Source organism: Ruegeria sp. BC5 (assembly GCF_056539205.1).
Window position 1 is genome coordinate 72,175 of record NZ_JBQFUN010000005.1, and the last position, 22,923, is coordinate 95,097.

Below are 22,923 nucleotides of genomic sequence, written 5' to 3' on the forward strand. Positions count from 1 at the left end.
GCCATGCAAGACCAGATCGAAACATCGGCCGAGGCAGCAGAAGCGGCAGCTTTGCCCCGTTGCTATGAGGTCCACGCCAACCCGGACGCGAAATCCGGTGCCAAGGATCTGCCCGGACAGCTGCAAAAACCGGTCGAGACCAAAAGCCCGGCGCAATGGGCTTATGAGCGGCTGATCTTGTATATCCAGAACTTCGAACAAACGCTGACCGGTGATCAAGAGGTCGCCATGGGCTTTACCGGTGGCGATGCGGGCGTGATGCGGATCGAGGGCATGGGTTATTTTGATCCCGATATCATCACTTTTTACGGCTCGGACGCGACCGGTGCGCGAACCCAGTTGGTGCAGCATGTCAGCCAACTGAATGTGATGCTGCGGGCCCTGCCCAAGTCGGTCGAGGACAAGCCCGCCAATCGCATTGGATTCCGGTTGGCCAAGGATCTGGAAGAAAGCTGATCGCCTGACTTGCAATTCACGTCTGCGCAGCCTTGAATGAGTGTAACTTTCAAGGGGGCCACGTGACCAGTTTCTCAGACGTTACAACCGCCTACAGGCGCGCCTGGGCGCGCCGTCGCGTGTTCGTGCCGATATACATCGCCGTGCGCCTGCTGCTGGTGGCATTGATTGCACCGGGCGTGGCGATCACCGTAAACCTTGCCGTGTCGCTGTCGAATCAAACCGCGCTGACGGATCAGGCCATCGCCGCCTTTATCCTGTCACCCGCCGGTTTCATCGCTGCTGTTGCTGTGCTGAGCCTGTTTCTTCTGGCCGAAGTGTTTGTTTTTTCGGTCATGGCCGCATCGTTGCGGATGGGCGAAGCCGATCCATGGCGCGCGGGCAGTTCCGCCATCGGCCTGATCCTGTCGCGCCTTCCGGCACTATTTGGATTTGCCGTGCGCTTCGTGCTGCGCGTTCTGCTGCTGGTGCTGCCTTTTGCTGTGGTTGCAGCACTGATCGCGTGGTGGACGCTGACCGAATATGACATCAACTATTACCTGACCTTCCATCCGCCCTCGTTCTGGGTCGCGGTGGTATTGATCGGAGCGGTAGTTCTGGTCATGGCCTGGGTGTTGATCCGCAGGCTCTCGGCTTGGGCGCTGTCGCTGCATCTGGTGCTGTTCGAAAATGTCCACCCTGGGCATGCCTTTAACATCAGCACTACCCGGATGGAGGGCAAACGCGGACGCCTCAAGATCGAGCTGGCGATATGGCTGATCCTGCGTCTGATCATCGCTGCGCTGATTGCCTGGGTGGCGGGTATCCTGTTCGCCATCGTTCCCCTGCAGGGCGCCAGCCATCTGCGTCTGGCCTTGCTTTACAGCCTGTTGGTGGCGGGGGTTTGGTCTTTTGCCGGATTGGTGCTGGCGGCGACTGCGCTGGGCGCGTTGGCAGTGTTGCTGGATGGTTTTTTTGAGATCAAGACAGACGAGCCATTGCATCCCGAACCCGGCAGTCTGCGTATTCCGCTGTTGGCAACCGTCGGCGCAGCCGTGGTGGCTGTGTTGATCGGGTTGTGGTTTGGTCAGCATTTGCTGGAACGTGTGCAAGCTCCCGACCGTGCCGAGGTCATCGGTCATCGCGGCGCCGCGGCGGTGCGCCCGGAAAACACCATGGCCGCAGTGCTCAAGGCCATCGAAGACGGTGCGGACTGGGTTGAAATCGATGTGCAGGAAACGGCGGATGACGTGGTGATCGTCGCCCATGATAGCGATTTCATGAAACTTGCGGGCGTGAACCTTAAGGTCTGGGATGCGACGATGGAGGATGTCGCCCAGATCGACATCGGCAGCTGGTTTGGTCCCGAATACGCCGATGAACGCACCCCGACTCTGCGTGAGGTGCTTGAGGCCGCAAAAGGTAAAGCCAAGGTCATCATCGAGCTGAAATATTACGGCCATGATGTCGATCTGGAAAACCGCGTGGTGGCCCTTGTCGAAGAGTTGGGGATGCAGGACGACATTGCCACCATGTCGCTGAAATACCCCGCCGTGCAAAAGATGAAGTCCATCCGCCCCGATTGGCGGGCTGGCGTTCTGGCGGCAACGGCGGTGGGTGACCTGACAGGGCTTGAGGGCGATTTTCTTGCCGTCAACGCCGCGATGGCGACGCCAGGTCTGGTGCGCTCGGTCCATGAGGCGGGCAAGGATATTTATGTCTGGACAGTGAATGATCCGTTGCAGATGTCGGCAATGGCCTCGATGGGGGTGGATGGGCTGATCACCGACCGTCCTGCAATGGCCAACGAGGTGCTGAGGGTGCGAGCCGAAATGGGCCCGGCCGAGCGGTTGCTTTTATGGATGGCGACCACTTTTGGCATGTCCATCGACACAGAGGCGATGCGTGATGAAAGCCCCTAAACTGACGGCCTTGCTGGCATTGTTGGCCGCCCCGGCAACGGCACAGGAATTCATGCGCAACATTGAGTTGCCAGCCCACCGCGCGCTGATCGCGCAACGTGGGGATGCCGAGCCCATTCCCTTTGAAACAGATGGCTGTTCCGGCGGTTTGTCGGCCAGTTGGCGCTTTGTGGCTGAAACCTTCCCCAATTTCAGCGCGCTATACGAGGCGCGCCCGCCGTGGGAATACTGCTGCGTGAGCCATGACCGCGCCTATCACAACGCAGGCGGCGCATTGCAAGCCGAGGAAAGCTTTGACGCACGCCTGTCGGCGGATGACACGCTGCGCACCTGCGTCAAACAACACGGCGATGACCATGCCGAGGATTATGCCCAACGCTATGAAATGACCCCCGACCAGATTCGTACGGCACACTTCTTTACGGCCGAGGCGATGTATACCGCCGTGCGTTTGGGCGGCGGGCCCTGTTCCGGCCTGCCCTGGCGGTGGGGGTTTGGTTATCCGGGATGTTCCGTGTTTCAATCCGTGACCCCTGCGCGCGAATGACGTGGTGACAGGCCTCGATTTTTCGATTATCCAACATCTCAAACACGCGAATTAGGAATCTCTGAGTCATGGCTGAATACAAGCACGGCGAAATGGACATCACCGTCCAAACCAAAACCTTCAACGGTTTCATCAAGGCCACCACATGGTGCGTGGTTGCGATTGCTTTCCTTTGCCTGTTCCTGGCGGTCTTCGCCGCGTAATCCAAACCGGGGTCGACCGTGATCAGGATTTTGTTTGCCTGCCTTCTGGCGGCAACTGTTGCAGGCTGCACCGGGTCGCAGCGCCCTCAGGCAGATCAGTCAGAAGTCGTGGCACGGTCTTACCGTGATCCGGGTCCGTCGACGCTGACGCTTTATACAATGATCAGCACCCGAACCGGTTCGGGGGCGCATACCTCGTTGATGATCAGTGGTAGTGAGCGGGTGATTTTTGACCCCGCAGGTTCATTCCGCGCGGATGTTGTGCCGATCAAGAACGACGTGCTGTACGGCATCACTCCGAATGTCGAGCGCGCCTATCGCAGCAGCCACGCGCGCGAAACGCATTTTGCGCGTATCCAAACCATCGAAGTCACCCCACAACAGGCGGAAATCGCCCTGCAGCTGGCCAAGCAGATGGGGCCGGTATCCAGTGCATACTGCGCCAACTCTACCTCTCGATTGTTGCAGCAGGTGCCAGGGTTCGAACAGATCGGAACCACGTTTTATCCGGTCAAACTGTCCGAGCAATTCGGCCAGATACCGGGGGTGTCCACCACCGAGTATCGCGAAAATGACGATGCCGATCTGCAAAAGGGTCTGGCGGCGAACAATGCCCTGCTGAACCAGCAGAGCGGTGCGCTAGCCCAATAGGTACAGCAGCGCGTAAAGGGTCGCGGCCCCGGAAAAGATCGCGGCAAGCACGTTTTTCGTAATCAACCCGGCCATCAGCGCGACAGCGGCTGCCGCCATGCGCGGGATGTCCGGCTGGCCGCCGGTTGCGGTCGGCCATACCACCAGCGGCGCGATCAGGGCAGGCAGGATCGCCACGGCGGTATAGCGTAAATGGCGCAGCAGCCAGGGGGGCATCGGGCGATCGCCGACCAGTCCGAGGAACACGAACCGCAGGCCGTAGCTGCCCAAAGCCAGCCCGACGATGATGATCCACATGGTGACCGGATCGACCGCGTTCATGACGTGACCTTTCTGCGTTCTAGCCACAATTCCGCCTGCGCCCCGGCCATCATACCGATGCATCCGGCCACCAGCAGACCCAGATTATAGGGCACAGCAACCGTCAGCAGCGAGACCGTTATGGCAACTAAAGCCGCCACAACATGCGGCAGTGTGCGCAACATCGGTCCGATCATAGCCAGAAAGGTAATCGGCAAGGCGAAATCCAGCGCCCAGCTTTCGGGTATTCGCGTGCCCAAGACTGCCCCCAGATAAGTGGACAGTATCCACAAGGGTGTGATCGGTGAGACCGAGCCAAAGAAATAGGCCATGCGTTGAGGTACGGTCATGTTGGGCTCTTTTTCGAACCGGACCATGCAGCTGGCGTAGGACTGGTCCACGACCAGATATGCGCCAATGGCGCGTTGCCATAGTGGCGCGGCCCCCAGATACGGCGTCAGCGAGGCTGAATACATCGCCATCCGCAGGTTCACAGCCAGCGCCGAAGCCAGGATAATCAGGGTTGGCGCATTGTCTTGCAGCAGTTGCAAGGCCGCGAATTGCGCGGCCCCGGCGAAAACCGTTGCCGTGAACGCCATCGTCTGAATGATGGTCAGCCCGGTTTCGGTGGCGAATACCCCGAACAAGGTGCCGAAAGGGATGGCGACGAAAATGAACGGGGTCCCGTCGCGAAAACCCTTCCAATAGTATGACTTGGATGTGGTGTCTGCCATGGCTAAATCCTATGGTGATAGCCGCAGCAGTAGCGGTCTTGGGAAAGGGTTGCAATTGGCCAAGGAACTGGATGTCTCGGACTACATCATCGCCCCCGATCCCGGCGCGGCCCGCCTGACCCGCGCGGTCGAGGGCGTGGACCAGAATGGAGAGGTCAGCCAGATCTCGGTTGTCGAAGAGCGCCCTTTGACGATTTTCCTGAATTCCCAGGAAATCGTGACCGCGATGACCATAGGCGACTATCCGGAATATCTGGCGCTGGGGTTCCTGCGCAATCAGGGCATGTTGCTGGATGATGATCAGATCACGCGGGTCGATTATGACGACGATCTGGAAACCGTGATCGTCCGCACCGCGCGCGAGACGTCCTACGAGGACAAGCTGAAGAAAAAGACCCGCACCAGTGGTTGCGCAGTCGGCACCGTGTTCGGCGACATGATGGAGGGGCTCGAGGATGTGCGCCTGCCGCAAGTTCAAGTGCGGACATCATGGCTGTATGAGCTGGCGGCCAAGATCAACCGAACCCCGTCGCTGTATCTTGAAGCCGGGGCGATCCACGGAACGGTTCTGTGCCTTGAAAACCGCCCTCTGGTCTACATGGAGGATGTCGGCCGCCACAACGCTGTCGACAAGATCGCGGGCTGGATGCTGTCCGAGGGTGAGGCGGCGGACGACAAGATCCTCTACACCACTGGCCGTCTGACATCCGAAATGGTGATCAAGACGGCGATGATGGGTATACCGGTGCTGGCGTCCCGATCCGGTTTCACCGCCTGGGGTGTCGAGATCGCCCGCGAAGTCGGCCTGACCCTGATCGGCCGCATGCGAGGTCAGCGGTTTGTGTGTCTGTCGGGCGAGGACCGGTTGCTGCGTGATGTGGATCCGGCAAGCGTGGCGGTTGAGGATAAGAAACATCGTAGGAAGAGTGCGGGATGATATCAGAGACACTTTGGATTTTCGTCACTTTTGTTTTAGCAGTCAGCATTCTGCCACTCTATGTTTTGGTGCTGGTAACCTACTTCCGCAGCAAACGAGCCGTCGTTGAAGGCATTTGTGCGCATAATAAAAATGTGCTGGGTAAGTTGGGCTGGAGCGCCCGGAAATATGTTGGGGTGCTGGATTTGGTGGTTTTCTGGGGACCTGGATGGCAGCAAAACAGCCTTGACTACCGACTTCAGAACACATCGCTTCAGCGTATTGCGATGCATGGGCTTCCGCAGTCGCTTGAATTGATGCCATCGGTACAAAAAGCTGCGCGACGCTATCGCTTGTTGTTTTGGTGTGGCGTGCTTCCTACCTTGATTCTCGGTTATTTTCTGGGCGCGGTAAATCTTGGTGTTCGGTTGGGTGAAACCACGTCAACATCTCCGCGCATTTGGATACTGCTTCTTTTGGCTGGCATCTGCCTTGCGTCGGCGCAGCCGTTCACGAAATTCAAGAAGTGGCCCGAGATCGAGGGCACCGCATGATCCGCCCACTTGGCATCATCCTCGCAGGTGGTCTCGCCACCCGAATGGGTGGCGGAGACAAGGGTCTGTTGCAGATCGGCGGGCAAAGCCTGCTATCTCATGTGATCGACCGGCTTTCCTCGCAAGTGGATGGCCTTGCGCTAAACGCCAATGGTGATCCCGAACGGTTCGCTGATCTGAACCTGCCTATTCTGCCCGACACGATCGAAGGGTTCGCTGGCCCTCTGGCGGGTGTTCTGGCAGGGCTCGACTGGGCGGCCACGCAAGGGGCTGACTGCATTGTCACCGCTGCCGCCGATACTCCGTTTTTACCGCGCGATCTGGTGATGCGGCTGAGCGACGCTGCCCAGGGGCAAACACTTCCGCTGGTGCTGGCTACCACGCCACGCACCGGGGATGAGGCGTTGAAATCTGGTGGTGGAAAACGGGTCAATCGGCACCCGACCTTTGGTCTCTGGCCCGTGGCATTACGCGACGATCTGCGGGATGCGCTGAATGACGGCCTGCGCAAGGTCGTGCTGTGGACCGATAAACATGACGGGCGCGAGGCGCTGTTCCCGGCCGATCCCTTTGATCCGTTCTTCAACGTCAACACACCCGACGATCTGGCGCGGGCAGAACAACTGCTGGAGCAGGCATGAAGGTTTACGGCGTCACTGGCTGGAAAAACGCGGGCAAGACTGGGTTGATGGAGCGGCTGGTGACTGAGATCACCGGGCGCGGCTTTACCGTCTCGACCCTGAAACACGCCCATCACAATGTCGATGTCGATCAGCCGGGCACTGACAGCTATCGTCACCGCGTTGCGGGCGCGTCCGAGGTTCTGCTGGCCTCGGGTCAACGCGTCGCGATCATGCAAGAGCTGCGCGGCGTGCCCGAGCCTCCATTGAATGAGTTACTAGAGCGACTGTCGCCAGTCGATCTAGTGTTGATCGAGGGGTTTAAAAGCGAGGCCCATCCCAAGGTCGAAGCCTATCGGGCCGAGGCTGCGAACCCGTTGATGGCGCCTGAGAACGCGACGATCCGCGCCGTCGCAAGTGACACGCCGCTCGATGTGGCTGTGCCGGTCTTTGACCTGAATGACACCGCAGCCATCGCCGATTTCATTCTGCAAGAGGTTGGTTTGTGACCGGTTTCGATAGTTTTGCCATGGTCGATTGGTCCGGTGGCAATGACACCGGCCTTTCCGAACGCAAGGATGCCATCTGGGCCTGTGTGGTGCGACAGGGCAGGGCAGAAGAACCGACATACCTTAGAAACCGCAAGATTGCCGAGCAATGGCTGCACAACCTGATTGCGGATGAGATTGCCTCAGGACGGCGGCTGTGTCTGGGGTTCGATTTCCCCTTTGGCTATCCCAAAGGGTTCGCCCATGCGCTGACCGGCTCGGATGATCCGTTGCGGTTGTGGGACTGGTTCGAGAGCCGGATCGAGGATTCGCCAAAAGCCAACAACCGGTTTGATCTGGCCGGAGAGATTAACCGCCGTTTTGGCGGCAAGGGTCCGTTCTGGTTCAATGGCCTGCGACGTGGCATCGACGGTCTGCCCAAAATCAAGGCGGACTATCACAACCCATTTCCCGAACGCCGTTGCGTCGAACTGAACCCCGAAACCAAGGGCAGCTTTACGTGTTGGCAAATGGGCGGGGCCGGTGCTGTGGGTGGTCAGGTCATGACTGGCCTGCCGGTTCTGGCCCGTCTGCGCCGCGCATTTACCGGACAAATCTCGGTCTGGCCGTTCGAGCCGCTGGACACCCCGGTCGCCTTTGTGGAAATCTGGCCCTCGCTTACCCTGGGGGCCGGGCCGAAAGACCGGATCAAGGACGCCTGGCAGGTGGAACAGGTCGCGCTGGCACTGGCCGGGATGCGACCCGAGGAATTGGCGAACCATCTGAACGTCAACGCAGCAGAGGAAGGCTGGATTTTGGGAGTGTCACAACGCAAGCCGGATATTGCCCCACCGCCCCTGCGCAACGATTGCTTTGCTTTGCCTGCCGGGGTGAGCTGGACGCCGGTGGATGACGCGCTGGCCCTGCTGCGCCAGCGGCTGACGGTAGTTGTGCCTGTTGAAACAATTGCGCTCCCGCAGGCTATGGGGCGCATTCTGGCAGAGGATATCATCGCTAAACGCTCGAACCCCCCGCAACCGAATACGGCCGTTGACGGCTACGGATTTGCGGGTGCGATGCCCGAGGGTGCGCAGGTGATGCCATTGCATCCGGGCCGCGCGGCTGCAGGTATCCCGTTTGATGGCACGGTGCCGCATGGCCATGCGCTGCGGGTGTTGACCGGCGCGGCGTTGCCTGCGGGTGTGGATACGGTCATTCTAGAAGAGGACGTGACCGTACAAGATGGCCACATCGCTTTTCACGGCCCCCTGAAACAGGGTGCAAACACCCGCCGTGCAGGTGAGGACGTGACCGCGGGCGATCTGGTTCTGTCTGCCGGGCGAAGGTTGACGCCCGCCGATCTGGCGTTGTTGTCGACTACCGGAATTGCAAAAGTTCCAGTGCGCAAGACGCTGCGTGTGGCGGTGCTGTCGACCGGTGATGAACTGATCGAACCCGGAGACAAGGCCGGGCCAGGCCAGATATTCGATGCCAACCGCCCGATGCTGTTGTCACTGATCGACCGCATGGGGTTTCAGCCGGTGGATATGGGGCGGGTTTCTGATGACCGGGAAGATTTGCGCGATCGCCTGAATGCGGCGGCGGAACAGGCGGATGTAATCCTGACCAGCGGTGGCGCGTCAGCCGGGGATGAGGATCACGTATCGGCCCTGTTGCGGCAGGCGGGGGCGATTCAGGAATGGAGGATTGCGCTCAAACCGGGGCGGCCGCTGGCTCTGGGATTGTGGGAAAGCACACCGGTCTTTGGCCTGCCCGGTAATCCGGTTGCTGCTAAGGTCTGCACCCTGATCTTTGCGCGCCCGGCTTTGGGTCTGATGGCGGGTGAGGGCTGGCAGGACCCACAGGGGTTCGATCTGCCCGCCGCCTTTGAAAAACGCAAGAAACCGGGCCGCCGCGAATATCTGCGCGCCCGAGTGCGCGATGGCCGGGTCGAGGTGTTTGCCTCTGAAGGATCGGGCCGGATCAGCGGGCTCAGCTGGGCCGAAGGGCTGGTCGAGATCGAGGACGGCGCGCGCGATATCAAACCGGGCGATCTAGTCCGGTTCATCCCCTATGGCAGTTTCGGCCTTTAGTCGAAGGTTCCAGCCACACGCCCCAGTAACATGAAGGCTCGCGCCGTTCGGGTCTCACCCAATGCGGTCAGGTCGGCATCGCTGGCCTCAGGTTCAAAAGCCACGATCATGTGGTCAAAGCGGCGCAGAAAATGATGTGCGGCGTCGCGAAAGATCGGGTCCTGCTTCATCCGCGCCGCCGTCAGCGCAAGCGACGACCGATCCCGAATGCCGCCCAAAGCCGCCACCGAGCGACCACGGGCACCCTGCGCGAATTGCCGCCAGATCTCGGGGCGGGACATGTCGGGGCGCAGGTCATCCATATAGATGCCTTCCTGGCTGAGCAGCGTCAAAACGTCCTGCGAAGCCTGCACCAGTTGGGCGGTCTTGCGGTCCTTCAACGCCAGACGCAAGGCGTCGAACCCTTCGGCGTCATCCTGCGTTTCGGGGAAATTCAGCGCTCGGATGAAAATATCGGTGCTGAGTGGCGGCGCGATGTCCTCGGCCTGCGTACCCAGCTCCAACGAGGTTTGGTCGCCGGTTCCGTTTGACGCTGCCGCCCGCGCGGGTTCGCTACGTTTGGTCGAAAACGTGGCCAGTGTACTTTCTGTCTTTTTCGCGGATTCAGCGATTTCGTCCAACTTCTTGCTGACGGCCGGTTCGTGGGAAATGGCGGCCCGCTGTTGCTGGAGGACATAAGTCTGCCGGATTGCATCAATCGCAGTCTGCAGACGCTCGCTTTCTTCGCGCATGACGCGGCTGGCGCGCATCGCCGTAGCCGCGACCCAGATCATTGCTACCGGCATGAACACCGCCAGCAAGGTCACCACGAACCCACCGCCCTCGACGTCGTCGGGCAGCACCAGAAACACCACCGAAACCACCAGCCAGATCACGCTAAGCACGATGGCCGCAATCTCGATCTCGGTCACGGACGGCCGCGAGGGCTTGTCGTAAATACCCAACGACGTTGGCCGCTCGGCTTCCTGCTCTGGCGTGGGCTCGGACATGAAGGACGCTCCGGTCAGGCGTACTCGATACTCAGGACTTCGTAAGACCGCACACCACCGGGGGTGCGGACTTCGACACTGTCACCTTCGTCCTTGCCGATCAGGGCGCGGGCAATGGGGGATTTGATGTTGAGCAGACCGTTTTCGATATTGGCCTCATACTCACCCACGATCTGCCAGGTCTTTTCCTCGTCAGTGTCCTCATCGACCAGCGTGACCTTGGCGCCGAATTTGATCGCACCGGACAGCTTGGCGGGGTCGATCACATCGGCCAGCGATAGGATGCCTTCCAACTCTTTGATACGGCCTTCGATAAAGCCCTGTTTTTCGCGGGCCGAGTGATATTCGGCGTTTTCCTTCAGGTCACCCAATTCACGGGCCGTAGCAATGGCCTCGATGATCGCCGGGCGCTCAACGGATTTCAGGTTTTTCAGCTCTGCCGCAAGCGCGGCATTGCCCGTAGGCGTCATCGGAATTTTTTCCATGGTCTTGTCGTCCACGCATAAATTGATGCGCCCCGCCGCATGGAACCAGCGTCGGGGCGAATTGATGGGTTGGCAAATACCTGACCTAAATGAGGCGTGAATTGCAAGAGGTCTTGGCCCCGCAGCGGGCGGATTACGGCCTATGATGTTCGGGAAAAGTTTGAATCGCCAATACCCTGCCGCACTTCGCGCTCTCGGGATATTGGCGATAACGAGTTTGTAAGATGTTTCCCGGAACGCCCTAGTTGTAACTAATCACTTCGAATTCGATGCCATTGTCGTCGTCAAAGTAGAACCGTTTTCCGGGCTCATAATCCGCATGTGACTTGGGCGTGAAGCCGGCCTTGATCACTTGCTGCTCGGTGGCGTCGATATCTTCGACCAAAACACCCACGTGGTTCAGCCCTCCAATGATGTCGTAACTGCTTTCGCCGGATGGCTGCGGATCGCTGGGCGCATAAAGCGCCAGATAGGTATGCGCGCTGCCCACATGCACGGTATAGCCGCCCGCAATGGCCGGGCCTTCCCAGCGGGTTTTCCAACCAAACACCTTGTGCATCCACGCGGCCGAAGCCTGCGGGTCGCGAACGGTGAAGTTGGTGTGTTCAAGCGTCGCCATCATGGGGTCTCCTTTGCGAATTGAGGCTTGTCACGACTCACTGTAATTTCTAAACCTAACTTTAGGTCAAGGGATTAAATGAGGATAATGGCAGTTTCCGAAGGGCTGGCAATTGGCGCATTGGCCCGGCGCACGGGGTTGGCTGTGTCGGCCATCCGGTACTACGAGGCGCAGGGGCTGATCGCGCCCTGGCGCAATGCGGGTGGGCAGCGGCGGTATCAGCGCGCTGATATTCGGCGGTTGAGTTTCATCATGATCGCCCAGCAGTTTGGCCTGACGTTGCCCGAGATCAAGGATGTTTTGTCCGACTTGCCTGGCAACCGCACACCAACGCCAAAGGATTGGCAGAAAATCAGTGTCGGGCTGCGTGACCGTCTGGATCAGCGAATCGCTACCTTGACGCGGTTGCGCGACAATCTGGATGGGTGCATCGGCTGTGGCTGCCTCAGCCTTCCGAAATGCGCCCTTTACAACCCGGACGACCGCGCCAAATGCCATGGTAGCGGTCCCAGGTACCTTATGGGGGACTCTCCCGATACATAACTGCCGCATTGCAGCAATGTTACGCCGTGTTTTGATTGACCAAGGTCTTAGCAACCATGTAATCAGCCGTGAAACAATATTGCGCCGACAGCATGTAGAAAGCGCCAATTCGGAAAGTTAGCTAAGGAGCCCGCGATGGCCGAGATTGAACGCGAAGCGATGGAATACGATGTGGTTATCGTGGGCGCAGGCCCGGCGGGCCTTTCGGCAGCCATCCGTCTGAAACAGCTGGACGCGGACCTGAACGTCGTTGTTCTGGAAAAAGGCTCGGAAGTGGGCGCGCATATCCTGTCGGGCGCGGTTTTGGACCCTTGTGGTCTGGATGCGCTGATCCCCGACTGGAAGGAAAAAGGCGCGCCGTTGAACACGCCTGTGACCGAAGACAATTTCTACATGCTGGGCGAGGCGGGTAAGATCCGTATTCCCAACTTCCCGATGCCGCCACTGATGAACAACCACGGCAACTACATCGTCTCGATGGGCAATGTCTGCCGCTGGATGGCCGAACAGGCCGAGGAACTGGGCGTGGAAATCTTCCCCGGCATGGCGTGTTCAGAGCTGGTTTATGGTGACAATGGTGAAGTCAAAGGCGTCGTGGCCGGCGTCTTTGGCCTGGAACCCGATGGCTCATACGGCCCCAACACCGAACCTGGTATGGAGCTGCACGGCAAATATGTCTTCCTGTCCGAAGGCGTGCGCGGTTCGCTGTCCAAAGAGGTCATCGCCAAATACGACCTGCAGGCTGGCAAAGAGGTGCAAAAATACGGCGTCGGCATGAAAGAGATCTGGGAGATCGACCCCGCCAAGCACAAGGAAGGCACCGTCACCCACACGATGGGCTGGCCGCTGGGCAGCAACGCGGGCGGCGGATCCTTTATCTATCACCTCGAAAACAATCAGGTCTATGTCGGGTTTGTGGTTCACTTGAACTATAAAAACCCGCATCTGTACCCATATATGGAATTCCAGCGCTTCAAGCATCACCCGGTGGTGGCCGAGCTGCTGAAGGGCGGCAAGCGCGTGGCCTACGGTGCCCGTGCAATCACCGAAGGCGGCTATCAGTCGATGCCGAAACTGGTAGCGCCGGGCGTGGCGCTGTTGGGCTGTTCGGCGGGCATGGTCAACGTGCCGCGCATCAAGGGCAACCATAATGCGATGCTGTCTGGCAAGGCCGCGGCCGAAGCTGCCTTTGACGCCATCAAGGCAGAACGCTCGGGCGATGAGCTGACCGACTACGAGACCGATGTGCGCAATGGCCCCATCGGCAGCGATCTGAAAAAGGTGCGAAACGTCAAGCCGATCTGGTCGAAATGGGGTCTGACCGCCAGCCTGATGCTGGGCGGTCTGGATATGTGGACCAACACGCTGGGCTTTTCGCTGTTGGGTACAGTGGGCCATGGCAAGAACGACGCGGATTCGACCGAAGAGGCCAGCAAACACAAGCCTATCGATTATCCCAAACCCGATGGCACGCTGTCGTTTGACCGCCTGACCAACGTCTCGTTTGCGATGACCAATCACGAGGAGAGCCAGCCCTGCCACCTGAAACTGGCGGACCCGGACATCCCGGTCAAAGTCAACCTGCCCAAATACGACGAACCGGCGCAGCGCTATTGCCCGGCGGGCGTGTATGAGATGGTCGAAGATGAAGGCAGTCCGCGCTTCGTGATCAACTTCCAGAACTGCGTCCACTGCAAGACCTGCGACATCAAGGACCCCAGCAAGAACATCACCTGGACCACGCCGCAGGGTGGCGACGGGCCAAACTATCCAAATATGTAAGCAAAAAACCGGGCACTGGCAGGGTCGTGAAGGCTCTGCCATTGCCTCTTGCCAGCCAAAGCCCTAGCTTATTGCGCAGACAAGAATAGCAAGGCAGGATTTTGGTGATTTCTCTGGTTCGTCGCGCCGCAATGGCTGCGCTCTTCACCTCGTCGATTGTGCTTCCAGCTGTAGCGGATTCGGGGTCCGGTGCGTATTTGGCTGGCCGTCAGGCCATCTATCAGAACGACTATTCAGCCGCTGAAAAATACTATGCGCAGGCCCTGAAAGCCGATCCTGAAAATGCAGCATTGTTGGAAAGCGTGGTTGTCGCACGGCTGGCGCTGGGCGATGTGGTACGCGCGCTGCCTGTTGCGCAGATGATTGAGGATGCCGGTTTGCCCAGTCAGGCAGCAAGGATGGTGATCACCGCCAATCTGGTGGCCGACGGCAAACTGGATGAATTGCTGGCCCGTGATCCCGAAACGCAAGGCGTGGGGCCTTTGGTCGACGGTTTGGTACAGGGATGGGCATACATTGGCCAAGGGGCCATGACCCGCGCGATGGAGCAGTTTGACGAGGTCGCAACGCAGGATGGCTTGCGCGACTTTGCACTGTACCACAAGGCGCTGGCGCTGGCCTCGGTTGGCGATTTTGAAGGGGCCGAAGAAGTATTCACGGCCCATAACGGTGCGGTTGCCCGCTTTTCGCGACGGGCCGCTTTGGCCCGGGCCGAGGTTTTGTCGCAACTGGACCGCAATGAAGAGGCACAGCAATTTCTGGGTGAGGTATTTGCGGCCGGCAGCGACCCGTCGATCGAAGGTTATGTGGCGCGCCTGTCCGATGGTGATACCCTGCCGTTCACCCATGTTCGATCGGCGCAAGATGGCATGGCCGAGGTTTTCTTTTCCGTTGGCGCAGCGCTGAGCAATGAGGCGGCGCAGAACTATGTCCTGCTTTATGTGCGCACGGCTGCGTTCCTGCGTCCCGGACATGTGGATGCGATCTTGCTGAGTGCCGAATTGCTGGACGTGCTGGAGCAATATGATCTGGCCGTGGAAGCCTATCGTCAAGTACCCGCCAGCAGCAGTGATTATCACGCGGCTGAACTAGGCCGGGCCGAGGTGCTTAGCCGGTCGGACAAAAAGGATGCTGCTGCCGAGGTGTTGCAGACCCTGGCCAGCCAGAACCCAAACCTGCCCAGCGTTCATGTAGCTCTGGCCGATCTGCAACGCCAGCAAGAAGAATACGCCAGCGCTGTCGCGTCTTATGATCGTGCCATCGAACTGACCGAGGGTGGGAACTGGTTTTTGCACTATGCCCGCGGCATCTCGCACGAACGGCTCAAGCAATGGGATCAGGCCGAGGCCGATTTCCGCCGCGCGCTAGAGTTGAACCCAGATCAGCCGCAGGTGCTGAACTATTTGGGATATTCCCTGGTCGAACGGCGCGAAAAACTGGACGAGGCGCTGAACATGATCGAACGCGCCGTCGCGGCGCGCCCCGACAGCGGTTATATCGTCGACAGTCTGGGCTGGGTCCTGTTTCGTCTGGGCCGCTATGATGAGGCGGTCGAACATATGGAGCGCGCGGTCGAGCTGATGGCGGTTGATCCAGTGGTGAACGATCATCTGGGTGATGTTTATTGGGCTGTGGGCCGCGCGCGCGAGGCTGAGTTCCAGTGGAAACGCGCCCTGTCCTTCATTGATCCTGAAGACACGGATGCCGAGGCTGATCCCGACCGTATCCGTCGCAAGCTGGAGATTGGCCTCGACGAGGTTCTGGCCGAAGAAGGGGCGGAACCGTTGAAGGTCGCCAATGGCAACTAAGGCCTTCGCGCCCGCCAAGATCAACCTGACTCTGCATGTGACCGGCCAGCGGGTTGATGGATATCACCTGTTGGATTCGCTGGTCGTATTTGCTGATGTGGGCGACAGGTTGCAGTTTACACCAGGCCCTGAATTGTCGATCTCAGTCACCGGAGAACACGCGGCAGGCGTGCCTGCGGACAGTCGCAATCTGGTCTGGAAAGCGGCCCAAGCTGCCGGGTGGACGGGCCATATCGATCTGAACAAGGTGCTGCCGCATGGTGGCGGGATTGGCGGCGGTTCGTCTGACGCCGCCGCGACCCTTTGGGCGTTGTCTGGTCAGGGGGTCAACATACCAGAGGACCTGCCTGTTTCTCTGGGTGCTGATGTACCTGTTTGCATGGCCGCCCAAGCGACACGAATGCAGGGAATTGGCGATAGGCTAACGTCCGTGTCCCTTCCGAATTTGCCCGCAGTTCTGGTCAACCCGGGTATTCCGGTGCCCACATCTTCGGTGTTCGAGGCATTGGCCCGGCGGGACAACCTGCCCATGCCGATTGATATCCCGGAATTCGAGAATGCCGGGGCCTGCGCCGAATGGTTGCGTGACCAGCGGAATGATCTGGAAATCCCCGCAATGGGCATCGCCCGCGAAATTGAGTTTGCGCTAGATTCACTGCGATTGACTACGCGGGCGCTGTTGGCCCGCATGTCGGGGTCAGGTTCGACCTGTTTCGCGCTCTATCCCACAATGAAAGACGCGCATTTCGCGGCGTACGAGATCGGCGCGGCCCATCCCGATTGGTGGTGCCGTGCGGTGCAGCTTAATTGAGGCGCGAAACCACGTAATCGGCCAGATCACGCAGCAGCGTGCGAATCTCATGATCGGGCAGGGGCGTCAGCGCATCCTTGGCCTTGGCGGCCCAGTCGAACGCATCTGACCGGGTGGCGTCGAGCGTGCCGTATTTTCCCATCAGGCTCAGCGCGTGGTCCAGGTCACCCTCTTCCTGACGACCCCGGCCAATCGTGCGCTCCCAAAAGGCATGTTCATCAGGGGTGGCTTGCGCCACGGCCTTGATCACCGGCAGGGTCAACTTGCGTTCGCGGAAATCGTCGCCGACATTTTTGCCGGTAGCCTTGCTATCACCTTGATAATCCAGCAGATCATCAGCGATCTGGAAGGCAATACCCAAAGCATCGCCATAGTCATACAGCGCCTTGACCTGTTCCTCGGACGCTCCGGCGATTACACCGCCAACCTCGGTCGCGGCCGAGAACAGGGCGGCAGTCTTGCCGCGTACAACCTGCAGGTAAATCGCCTCATCCGTGCCCAGATCGGTGGCCGCAGTCATCTGTAGCACTTCACCTTCGGCAATGGTGGCCGAGGCATTGGCCAGAATATCCAGGACACGCAGTGACCCGGTCTCAACCATCAACTGGAAACTGCGGGAGAACAGGTAATCGCCCACCAGAACGCTGGATTTGTTGTCCCACAGCAGGTTCGCCGTTGGGCGGCCACGCCGCTGGGCGCTTTCGTCCACCACATCGTCATGCAGTAGGGTCGCCGTGTGGATGAACTCAACCGTCGCGGCCAGCCGCACATGGTGGTCGCCCGCGTAACCGAACAGACGTGCGGCCGCCAGGGTCAGCATCGGACGCAGACGTTTGCCACCGGCCTCAACCAGATGTGCTGTCACTTCGGGGATGCGCGGCGCGTGATCAGAGGTCATGCGCGTGCGGATCAGCTCATTCACCGCAGCCATTTCGCTGGTCAGAAGGTCAGCCAGCCGCTCATGCGGTTTTGTGATCGCGTCGATTTCCATCACACTCCTGATACAAGGCTCGACTTTCGACTTACCTTGCCCTTACATCCATCCCTATGAAAGAACTTTTGCGCAGCACCGATCCGACGATCCTGGCCTTTGCTTCGGCCCTTCTTGAGGGTGAGGATATAGACTGCTTTCAGATGGACGTAAATATGAGCATCCTCGAAGGCGGCATCGGAATCTTCCCCCGTCGTCTGATGGTGCGGGCTGTTGACCTGACGCGGGCTGAACGGGTGATGCGCGATAATGAGATTCCGCTGGGTCGATGAGCCATTTGCCGGATAATGATCTGACATGTAACGATTTTTTGAACGGCCGTGTGCGCCTGTGGCAACCGCGTTCGGGATATCGTGCGGGCGTGGACCCGGTTTTGCTGGCTGCCTCGGTTCCGGCGACACGTGGTCACACCGTGCTGGAACTGGGCTGCGGGGCAGGCGCCGCGATCCTGTGCCTTCTGGCGCGTGTGCCGGGATTGCAAGGGGTCGGGGTGGAATTGCAGGCCAGCTATGCCGCGCTGGCCCGTCGCAACGCAGCCGAGAACGCCGCGTCGTTCGAGGTGGTCGAGGCCGATCTTGCCGCCCTGCCTGCCGATCTGAAACAGCGCCAGTTTGACCATGTCATCGCCAACCCGCCCTATTACCGCGCCGGAGCGCACAGTGCCGCTGCGGATGACGGACGGGCAATCGCGCTGGGTGAGGGCACACCACTGGGTGTTTGGTTCGACACTGCGGCCAAACGTCTCGCACCGCGCGGCTATTTGCACATGATCCAAAAGGCCGACCGTTTGCCAGATATGCTTGCGGGCTGCACGGGGCGCCTGGGCTCAGTTGAGGTGTTGCCTTTGGCGGCACGCGCGGGTCGGGCTGCCGAATTAGTGATTTTACGCGCCAAAAAGGGCGGAAAGGCCGCGTTTCGGTTGCATGCGCCGTTGATTTTGCATGCAGGCGCGCGCCACGAAAAAGACGGTGAAAGCTACACACCGCAGGTTTCGGCGGTGCTGCGCGATGCGGCCGCCCTGCCGGGGTTGTCCGGCCAATAGGCAGTAACCAGCCGAATTTGTCGGATTTATTACAGAATCTGTGCGTATGCAGCGTGACAGGGTGGAAACGATGTGATCAACTTCTTACGTGAAACTCAGACACCAACAGAGGAGTATCGCCATGAGCGTGAGCGCACACCTGACCGAACTGAAGAAAAAGCACGAAACACTCGGTCTTGAAGTTGAACAAGCCCAACGCTCGCCTGGCATCGACGATCTCCATATTGCACAACTCAAAAAGCAGAAGCTTAAGCTAAAAGAAGAGATCGAGCGCCTGTCAGCCTAGCGACGCAAGCTCGCCCGCGCGGCAATGGCCGCGCCGCCAGTGATCAACACGGCCGCGATCGCCAGACCCCAGGACGGGGCGGCGATCCCGGCCCCAACCAAAGCCAGCGTAGACAACAGCGGTGCCGCGTAAGAGGCAGTACCGAGGATTTGTATGTCACCCTGCTTTACCCCGATATCCCACACATAAAACGCTAGACCCACCGGCCCCAGACCCAGTGCCACGACCGAAGCCCAGCCAAAGGCGTTGTCGGGCCAGATGGTTTCTTCAACGGCCAGATGCAGCGCGCCCGAGGCAATCGCCGCCGCGATGCAGAAAACGGCAACCGAACTGGTCGGAGTGTCCCCCAAACGGCGCGACAGGACCGAATATCCCGACCATGTCAGCGCGCACAGCAGCGCCAGCCCATACCCCGGTAGATGAGCGGTCTGAACCCCTGCGCTACCGCCTCCTGCGATGATGATCGCAGCTCCGGCAAAGCCCAGACAGGCCCCAAACAGATGACCGATACGCAGATGCTCGCCCGGCAATAGCCCGGAAAACAGCACGATCAGCAGGGGCCAGAGATAGGCGATCAACCCAGCCTCAGCTGCTGGAGCCATGCGCAGGGCCGAAAAATACAAGGCGTGATAGCCGAACAGGCCCGCTGCACCGAACAGATACGTTGTCCAGGGCACCGCCCGTAACTGGGGCAAACCGCCGTTGGTCCATGTCCAGATCAGGCCCAGCGTGCCGCCGATAGAAAAACAGATGGCGTTCAGCAAAAGCGGTGGGGTTGGGGTCGAGCCGACTGTGAACAGCGCCAGTAAAGACCACAGCAGCACAGCCACAAACCCAATCGCTGTTGCCTGAGTTTTTGTCATAGGGCCGTGACCTTTTTCACCGATCTGCTTTGAAAGGATACAGCCACCGGGAAGACGTGCAATTCTTTAACTGTTGTTTTCAGAACGAAAAAGGCCGATCCAAAAGGACCGGCCTGAATTGTTCGTGGGTCTGCAGATCAGACGAAGAATTGCGCACCGTTGGCCGAAATTGTCGAGCCATTGATGAACTGAGAATCGTCCGACGCCAGGAACGCCACGCAGCGCGCGATTTCCTCGGGCTCGCCCAGTCGACCAGCCGGGATTTGACCGATGATGGATTCACGAACCTTCTCGGGAACCGCCATCACCATCTCGGTTGCGATGTAGCCGGGGCAGATGGCGTTCGCGGTGATACCAGCACGGGCCCCTTCTTGCGCGAGGGATTTCACAATACCGAGATCACCCGCTTTGGTCGCGGCATAGTTCACCTGCGCGAACTGGCCTTTCTGACCATTGATCGAACTGATGACGATCACACGGCCAAACTTGCGCTCGCGCATGCCGGACCATACCGGGTGGACGGTGTTGAAAACGCCGGTCAGGTTGGTGTCGATCACCTGATGCCACTGCTCAGGGGTCATTTTGTGGAACGGGGCATCGCGGGTGATGCCTGCATTGGCGACCACGATGTCGATTGGGCCAACTTCGGCTTCGACCTTTTCAATGCCCGCTTTTGATTCATCATAGTCGGCCACGTTCCACTTGTAGGTGGCGATGCCGGTTTCCTCGGTGAATTTTGCGGCGGCTTCGTCATTGCCGGCATAGGTGGCTGCAACATTGTAGCCTTCGGCCTTGAGCGCCTTGGAAATTGATGCGCCGATGCCGCGGGAACCGCCGGTGACGAGTGCTGTACGTGCCATTGAGGAATCCTCCAATTAAGTCTGACTTGGTAATTCTGTTACTCTGAGAGAGATTGCTGCGCAATATCGTTTCGTCTTCGTTTTGATCTTTCTGTTCGGCGATATTGTCGCATCTAAGGGATAGGGCCGGAATGTAACAAAAAAGGGCGCCCAGTAGACGCCCTTTTCCATTTAGTTGTCAAAGCACTTAGTCGCGCTCCACACACAGGGCGACACCCATGCCGCCGCCGATGCAAAGGGTCGCCAGACCCTTTTTCGCGTCGCGGCGCTTCATTTCGAACAGCAGGGTGTTCAGAACGCGGCAGCCCGATGCGCCGATCGGGTGACCGATGGCGATTGCGCCACCGTTGACGTTCACGATGGATGGGTCCCAACCCATGTCCTTGTTCACGGCACAAGCCTGCGCAGCAAAGGCTTCGTTGGCTTCAACCAGATCCAGGTCGTCAACCGACCAGCCCGCTTTTTCCAGCGCTTTGCGCGAGGCATAGATCGGACCAACGCCCATGATCGCCGGGTCCAGACCTGCCGTAGCGTAAGAGGCGATGCGGGCCAGAGGCTCGATCCCGCGCTTTTCGGCGTTTTCGGCTGACATCAGCAGGGTGGCGGCGGCACCGTCGTTCAGGCCCGAGGCATTGGCTGCGGTGACCGAGCCATCCTTGGTGAAGGCCGGGCGCAGCTTGCCCATGGCTTCCATGGTTGCGCCGTGGCGGATGTATTCATCCTTGTCCATAACGATGTCGCCCTTGCGGGTCTTGATGGTGAAGGGCGTGATTTCGTCGGCGAATTTACCAGCCTTTTGCGCCGCTTCGGCCTTGTTCTGCGAGGCAACGGCGAATTCGTCCTGCATGTCACGGCTGATCTGCCATTTTTCAGCAACGTTTTCAGCGGTTTGACCCATGTGATAGCCGTTGAAGGCATCCCACAGACCATCGCGGATCATCGTGTCGATATATTTCATGTCGCCCATCTTGTGACCGGCGCGCAGCGCGGCGGCATGGGGCGAAAGGGTCATATTTTCCTGACCACCGGCGGCCACGATTTCGGCATCGCCCAGCTGGATGTGCTGTGCGCCCAACGCAACCGCGCGCAGACCCGAGCCACACACCTGGTTGATGCCCCAAGCCGCGCTTTCTTGCGGCAGACCCGCATTGATATGGGCCTGACGCGCCGGGTTCTGGCCCTGTGCAGCCGTCAGTACCTGACCCATGATGGTTTCGCTGACTTCACCCTTGTCAACTCCGGCACGTTCTACAACTGCTTCGAGTACGGCAGTGCCCAGATCATGTGCGGGTGTGTTTGCAAACGAGCCGCCAAAACTGCCGACACCGGTACGGGCTGCAGATGCGATTACTACGTTAGTCATATAGACAATCCTTTACCATCAAGGTCCAGTGGGAACCGTGATGACGCAGATCGCAGAGGTCCGGCCTCTAAGATCCAGAGCGCCTCATGATCCCCCGCTCCAACTGCTCATGGAATAGCGTAACGCTGCAATTGCAGCAACGGTCAGCTTGTCTCAGGTAAATTGGAAATGGATTCTAAATCTTTAACTACCGGTTTTCTTGAGTTTTTTGTCTTTCCAAGGGCCCGACACAGTGGGTGCGCCGAACAAAAACCCCTGCAAGCAATCCACGCCATTGGCCACAAGGAATTCGGCATCGCCCCTGGTTTCGACCGATTCGGCGGTTACTAGAATTTCAAATTCCCGGGCCACAGCGACCAGTGCCCGGACCAACGCTTGATTGTCCGGGTTTTCGGAAACTCCGCGGACGAACTGACCGTCGATCTTGGCGGCATCAAACAAAAACTCGCGAAAGTGGCGGAAACTGAAATTGCTGGCACCGAAATCGTCCAGCGCAAACGCAACGCCGCGCGGTTGCAGCCGGTCCATGAAATCGATCACCAACTCGGGCACAGTCATGGCCGAACTTTCCGAAATTTCCAGAATCAGCCGTTCGCCCAAATTGGCGTCTTTCTTGAGAAACCGATCTAAAACCCGAGAATACCGCGCATAGCCGATCGAACGTGCGGACATGTTGATGGACAGGCGGATTTCGGGGTTATTGATCAGTGTCCTCAATCCCATTTCCAATGCGACACAATCCAGATCCCGCCCGATCGGGGTGTTTTCCAATTGCGGCATGAAATCCCGTGCAGGAATAACCCGCCCGGTTTCGTCCAGCACCCGAATGAACCCTTCGTAGAACGCTACACCGAATGGTTGATGCGCCTGCATGACCGGCTGAAAGGCCAGTTTGCATTGTTTGTGCTTTACCGCTTCGGTCGCCATCTGAACCGAGGATTCGTCACGGGATGCGACGGCTGCGTTCAGCGGGCTTTCGGCACCCTCGGGCGCATCTGCCTGTTTCCTGTCCCGCATG

General features: G+C 59.1%; 27 protein-coding genes. 17 read left to right on the forward strand and 10 right to left on the reverse strand.

Going from position 1 to position 22,923, the window contains the following annotated elements; genetic code table 11:
- Positions 1–3 precede the first annotated feature (3 nt).
- From ACR0LY_RS13210 to ACR0LY_RS13230, 5 genes are all read left to right on the forward strand, one after another.
- Complete coding sequence (locus tag ACR0LY_RS13210; RefSeq protein WP_170350687.1) at positions 4–456, forward strand: DUF6173 family protein; 453 nt, start codon at positions 4–6, stop codon at positions 454–456.
- Positions 457–518: 62 nt separating this feature from the next.
- Entirely contained in the window at positions 519–2,357 is a 1,839-nt protein-coding gene (locus tag ACR0LY_RS13215) for a glycerophosphodiester phosphodiesterase (protein WP_170350686.1), read from the forward strand.
- Positions 2,344–2,904 carry a hypothetical protein gene (locus tag ACR0LY_RS13220; RefSeq protein WP_170350685.1) on the forward strand — a complete coding sequence of 187 codons (561 nt, stop codon included), beginning with the start codon at positions 2,344–2,346 and terminating at the stop codon, positions 2,902–2,904. The genes ACR0LY_RS13215 and ACR0LY_RS13220 overlap by 14 nt, the downstream gene beginning before the upstream one ends.
- Positions 2,905–2,972: 68 nt before the next feature.
- Positions 2,973–3,107, forward strand: a complete 135-nt coding sequence (locus tag ACR0LY_RS13225; RefSeq protein ID WP_058281864.1) for an aa3-type cytochrome c oxidase subunit IV — start codon at positions 2,973–2,975, stop codon at positions 3,105–3,107.
- A gap of 18 nt (positions 3,108–3,125) precedes the next feature.
- Complete coding sequence (locus ACR0LY_RS13230; RefSeq protein ID WP_170350684.1) at positions 3,126–3,758, forward strand: hypothetical protein; 633 nt, start codon at positions 3,126–3,128, stop codon at positions 3,756–3,758.
- Here ACR0LY_RS13230 and ACR0LY_RS13235 read toward each other — a convergent pair.
- Positions 3,747–4,079 carry an AzlD domain-containing protein gene (locus ACR0LY_RS13235; RefSeq protein ID WP_170350769.1) on the reverse strand — a complete coding sequence of 111 codons (333 nt, stop codon included), beginning with the start codon at positions 4,077–4,079 and terminating at the stop codon, positions 3,747–3,749. The genes ACR0LY_RS13230 and ACR0LY_RS13235 overlap by 12 nt on opposite strands.
- On the reverse strand, positions 4,076–4,792 hold the full coding sequence (locus ACR0LY_RS13240) for an AzlC family ABC transporter permease (protein WP_170350683.1): 717 nt from the start codon (positions 4,790–4,792) through the stop codon (positions 4,076–4,078). Before ACR0LY_RS13240 ends, ACR0LY_RS13235 begins: the two co-directional genes overlap by 4 nt.
- A 49-nt stretch (positions 4,793–4,841) precedes the next feature.
- On the opposite strand from ACR0LY_RS13240, the gene ACR0LY_RS13245 reads away from it, so the two are divergent.
- Genes ACR0LY_RS13245 through ACR0LY_RS13265 form a run of 5 tightly spaced genes read left to right on the forward strand, consistent with a single transcriptional unit; the run spans position 4,842 to position 9,463 of the window.
- Positions 4,842–5,729 (forward strand): formate dehydrogenase accessory sulfurtransferase FdhD, encoded by an 888-nt coding sequence (locus ACR0LY_RS13245; RefSeq protein WP_170350768.1) that lies wholly within the window; start codon positions 4,842–4,844, stop codon positions 5,727–5,729.
- Positions 5,726–6,262, forward strand: coding sequence for a hypothetical protein (locus ACR0LY_RS13250; RefSeq protein WP_170350682.1), 537 nt, complete (start codon positions 5,726–5,728; stop codon positions 6,260–6,262). The genes ACR0LY_RS13245 and ACR0LY_RS13250 overlap by 4 nt, the downstream gene beginning before the upstream one ends.
- Positions 6,259–6,903, forward strand: coding sequence for a molybdenum cofactor guanylyltransferase MobA (gene mobA / locus ACR0LY_RS13255; protein WP_170350680.1), 645 nt, complete (start codon positions 6,259–6,261; stop codon positions 6,901–6,903). Before ACR0LY_RS13250 ends, mobA begins: the two co-directional genes overlap by 4 nt.
- Positions 6,900–7,391 carry a molybdopterin-guanine dinucleotide biosynthesis protein B gene (gene mobB, locus ACR0LY_RS13260; RefSeq protein ID WP_170350679.1) on the forward strand — a complete coding sequence of 164 codons (492 nt, stop codon included), beginning with the start codon at positions 6,900–6,902 and terminating at the stop codon, positions 7,389–7,391. Before mobA ends, mobB begins: the two co-directional genes overlap by 4 nt.
- Positions 7,388–9,463, forward strand: a complete 2,076-nt coding sequence (locus ACR0LY_RS13265; RefSeq protein WP_438826485.1) for a molybdenum cofactor synthesis domain-containing protein — start codon at positions 7,388–7,390, stop codon at positions 9,461–9,463. The genes mobB and ACR0LY_RS13265 overlap by 4 nt, the downstream gene beginning before the upstream one ends.
- Here the strand turns inward: ACR0LY_RS13265 and ACR0LY_RS13270 are convergent.
- From ACR0LY_RS13270 to ACR0LY_RS13280, 3 genes are all read right to left on the reverse strand, one after another.
- Entirely contained in the window at positions 9,460–10,452 is a 993-nt protein-coding gene (locus ACR0LY_RS13270; protein WP_170350677.1) for a hypothetical protein, read from the reverse strand. The genes ACR0LY_RS13265 and ACR0LY_RS13270 overlap by 4 nt on opposite strands.
- Before the next feature lie 14 nt (positions 10,453–10,466).
- Positions 10,467–10,937, reverse strand: a complete 471-nt coding sequence (greA, locus tag ACR0LY_RS13275) for a transcription elongation factor GreA (protein ID WP_058282071.1) — start codon at positions 10,935–10,937, stop codon at positions 10,467–10,469.
- A gap of 241 nt (positions 10,938–11,178) precedes the next feature.
- A complete protein-coding gene (locus ACR0LY_RS13280) occupies positions 11,179–11,559 on the reverse strand; it encodes a VOC family protein (RefSeq protein WP_170350675.1) in 381 nt (126 codons plus the stop codon).
- Positions 11,560–11,643: 84 nt separating this feature from the next.
- On the opposite strand from ACR0LY_RS13280, the gene soxR reads away from it, so the two are divergent.
- From soxR to ACR0LY_RS13300, 4 genes are all read left to right on the forward strand, one after another.
- Positions 11,644–12,099 carry a redox-sensitive transcriptional activator SoxR gene (gene soxR, locus ACR0LY_RS13285; protein WP_170350673.1) on the forward strand — a complete coding sequence of 152 codons (456 nt, stop codon included), beginning with the start codon at positions 11,644–11,646 and terminating at the stop codon, positions 12,097–12,099.
- 135 nt (positions 12,100–12,234) lie between these two features.
- The gene (locus ACR0LY_RS13290) at positions 12,235–13,881 is read left to right on the forward strand and encodes an electron transfer flavoprotein-ubiquinone oxidoreductase (protein WP_170350672.1); all 1,647 of its coding nucleotides are present in this window, start codon (positions 12,235–12,237) and stop codon (positions 13,879–13,881) included.
- Positions 13,882–14,012: 131 nt separating this feature from the next.
- Entirely contained in the window at positions 14,013–15,689 is a 1,677-nt protein-coding gene (locus ACR0LY_RS13295) for a tetratricopeptide repeat protein (protein WP_170350766.1), read from the forward strand.
- Complete coding sequence (locus ACR0LY_RS13300) at positions 15,679–16,500, forward strand: 4-(cytidine 5'-diphospho)-2-C-methyl-D-erythritol kinase (RefSeq protein WP_170350670.1); 822 nt, start codon at positions 15,679–15,681, stop codon at positions 16,498–16,500. The genes ACR0LY_RS13295 and ACR0LY_RS13300 overlap by 11 nt, the downstream gene beginning before the upstream one ends.
- Here ACR0LY_RS13300 and ACR0LY_RS13305 read toward each other — a convergent pair.
- Positions 16,493–17,491 carry a polyprenyl synthetase family protein gene (locus tag ACR0LY_RS13305; protein ID WP_170350668.1) on the reverse strand — a complete coding sequence of 333 codons (999 nt, stop codon included), beginning with the start codon at positions 17,489–17,491 and terminating at the stop codon, positions 16,493–16,495. The two genes, ACR0LY_RS13300 and ACR0LY_RS13305, sit on opposite strands and share 8 nt — an antisense overlap.
- A gap of 56 nt (positions 17,492–17,547) precedes the next feature.
- Here ACR0LY_RS13305 and ACR0LY_RS13310 point away from each other — a divergent pair, with 56 nt between their 5' ends.
- The 3 genes from ACR0LY_RS13310 to ACR0LY_RS13320 all read left to right on the forward strand — a co-directional run bounded on the left by ACR0LY_RS13310 (position 17,548) and on the right by ACR0LY_RS13320 (position 18,819).
- Positions 17,548–17,763 carry a putative signal transducing protein gene (locus ACR0LY_RS13310; protein ID WP_170350666.1) on the forward strand — a complete coding sequence of 72 codons (216 nt, stop codon included), beginning with the start codon at positions 17,548–17,550 and terminating at the stop codon, positions 17,761–17,763.
- Positions 17,760–18,533, forward strand: coding sequence for a tRNA1(Val) (adenine(37)-N6)-methyltransferase (locus ACR0LY_RS13315; RefSeq protein WP_170350664.1), 774 nt, complete (start codon positions 17,760–17,762; stop codon positions 18,531–18,533). The genes ACR0LY_RS13310 and ACR0LY_RS13315 overlap by 4 nt, the downstream gene beginning before the upstream one ends.
- 121 nt (positions 18,534–18,654) lie before the next feature.
- Entirely contained in the window at positions 18,655–18,819 is a 165-nt protein-coding gene (locus ACR0LY_RS13320) for a YdcH family protein (protein ID WP_170350663.1), read from the forward strand.
- On the opposite strand, the gene yddG is transcribed toward ACR0LY_RS13320, so the two are convergent.
- From yddG to ACR0LY_RS13340, 4 genes are all read right to left on the reverse strand, one after another.
- A complete protein-coding gene (yddG, locus tag ACR0LY_RS13325; RefSeq protein WP_170350662.1) occupies positions 18,816–19,682 on the reverse strand; it encodes an aromatic amino acid exporter YddG in 867 nt (288 codons plus the stop codon). The genes ACR0LY_RS13320 and yddG overlap by 4 nt on opposite strands.
- Positions 19,683–19,819: 137 nt before the next feature.
- A complete protein-coding gene (gene phbB / locus ACR0LY_RS13330) occupies positions 19,820–20,542 on the reverse strand; it encodes an acetoacetyl-CoA reductase (protein WP_170350661.1) in 723 nt (240 codons plus the stop codon).
- Positions 20,543–20,729: 187 nt separating this feature from the next.
- On the reverse strand, positions 20,730–21,905 hold the full coding sequence (locus tag ACR0LY_RS13335) for an acetyl-CoA C-acetyltransferase (RefSeq protein ID WP_170350658.1): 1,176 nt from the start codon (positions 21,903–21,905) through the stop codon (positions 20,730–20,732).
- Between the two features lie 183 nt (positions 21,906–22,088).
- Positions 22,089–22,922, reverse strand: a complete 834-nt coding sequence (locus ACR0LY_RS13340; RefSeq protein ID WP_170350657.1) for an EAL domain-containing protein — start codon at positions 22,920–22,922, stop codon at positions 22,089–22,091.
- Between the last annotated feature and the right edge of the window lies 1 nt (position 22,923).

Excerpts from the sequence above, each read along its gene's own strand:
- ACR0LY_RS13320 (WP_170350663.1), top strand. The coding sequence starts at position 18,655 with ATGAGCGTGAGCGCACACCTGACCGAACTGAAGAAAAAGCACGAAACA.
- ACR0LY_RS13250 (WP_170350682.1), top strand. The coding sequence starts at position 5,726 with ATGATATCAGAGACACTTTGGATTTTCGTCACTTTTGTTTTAGCAGTC.
- ACR0LY_RS13290 (WP_170350672.1), top strand. The coding sequence starts at position 12,235 with ATGGCCGAGATTGAACGCGAAGCGATGGAATACGATGTGGTTATCGTG.
- mobA (WP_170350680.1), top strand. The coding sequence starts at position 6,259 with ATGATCCGCCCACTTGGCATCATCCTCGCAGGTGGTCTCGCCACCCGA.
- ACR0LY_RS13340 (WP_170350657.1), bottom strand. The coding sequence starts at position 22,922 with ATGCGGGACAGGAAACAGGCAGATGCGCCCGAGGGTGCCGAAAGCCCG.
- ACR0LY_RS13295 (WP_170350766.1), top strand. The coding sequence starts at position 14,013 with ATGGCTGCGCTCTTCACCTCGTCGATTGTGCTTCCAGCTGTAGCGGAT.
- ACR0LY_RS13235 (WP_170350769.1), bottom strand. The coding sequence starts at position 4,079 with ATGAACGCGGTCGATCCGGTCACCATGTGGATCATCATCGTCGGGCTG.
- ACR0LY_RS13305 (WP_170350668.1), bottom strand. The coding sequence starts at position 17,491 with ATGGAAATCGACGCGATCACAAAACCGCATGAGCGGCTGGCTGACCTT.
- ACR0LY_RS13225 (WP_058281864.1), top strand. The coding sequence starts at position 2,973 with ATGGCTGAATACAAGCACGGCGAAATGGACATCACCGTCCAAACCAAA.
- ACR0LY_RS13335 (WP_170350658.1), bottom strand. The coding sequence starts at position 21,905 with ATGACTAACGTAGTAATCGCATCTGCAGCCCGTACCGGTGTCGGCAGT.
- yddG (WP_170350662.1), bottom strand. The coding sequence starts at position 19,682 with ATGACAAAAACTCAGGCAACAGCGATTGGGTTTGTGGCTGTGCTGCTG.
- ACR0LY_RS13310 (WP_170350666.1), top strand. The coding sequence starts at position 17,548 with ATGAAAGAACTTTTGCGCAGCACCGATCCGACGATCCTGGCCTTTGCT.
- mobB (WP_170350679.1), top strand. The coding sequence starts at position 6,900 with ATGAAGGTTTACGGCGTCACTGGCTGGAAAAACGCGGGCAAGACTGGG.
- soxR (WP_170350673.1), top strand. The coding sequence starts at position 11,644 with ATGGCAGTTTCCGAAGGGCTGGCAATTGGCGCATTGGCCCGGCGCACG.
- ACR0LY_RS13210 (WP_170350687.1), top strand. The coding sequence starts at position 4 with ATGCAAGACCAGATCGAAACATCGGCCGAGGCAGCAGAAGCGGCAGCT.
- greA (WP_058282071.1), bottom strand. The coding sequence starts at position 10,937 with ATGGAAAAAATTCCGATGACGCCTACGGGCAATGCCGCGCTTGCGGCA.
- phbB (WP_170350661.1), bottom strand. The coding sequence starts at position 20,542 with ATGGCACGTACAGCACTCGTCACCGGCGGTTCCCGCGGCATCGGCGCA.
- ACR0LY_RS13315 (WP_170350664.1), top strand. The coding sequence starts at position 17,760 with ATGAGCCATTTGCCGGATAATGATCTGACATGTAACGATTTTTTGAAC.
- ACR0LY_RS13300 (WP_170350670.1), top strand. The coding sequence starts at position 15,679 with ATGGCAACTAAGGCCTTCGCGCCCGCCAAGATCAACCTGACTCTGCAT.
- ACR0LY_RS13220 (WP_170350685.1), top strand. The coding sequence starts at position 2,344 with ATGAAAGCCCCTAAACTGACGGCCTTGCTGGCATTGTTGGCCGCCCCG.
- ACR0LY_RS13280 (WP_170350675.1), bottom strand. The coding sequence starts at position 11,559 with ATGATGGCGACGCTTGAACACACCAACTTCACCGTTCGCGACCCGCAG.
- ACR0LY_RS13240 (WP_170350683.1), bottom strand. The coding sequence starts at position 4,792 with ATGGCAGACACCACATCCAAGTCATACTATTGGAAGGGTTTTCGCGAC.
- ACR0LY_RS13270 (WP_170350677.1), bottom strand. The coding sequence starts at position 10,452 with ATGTCCGAGCCCACGCCAGAGCAGGAAGCCGAGCGGCCAACGTCGTTG.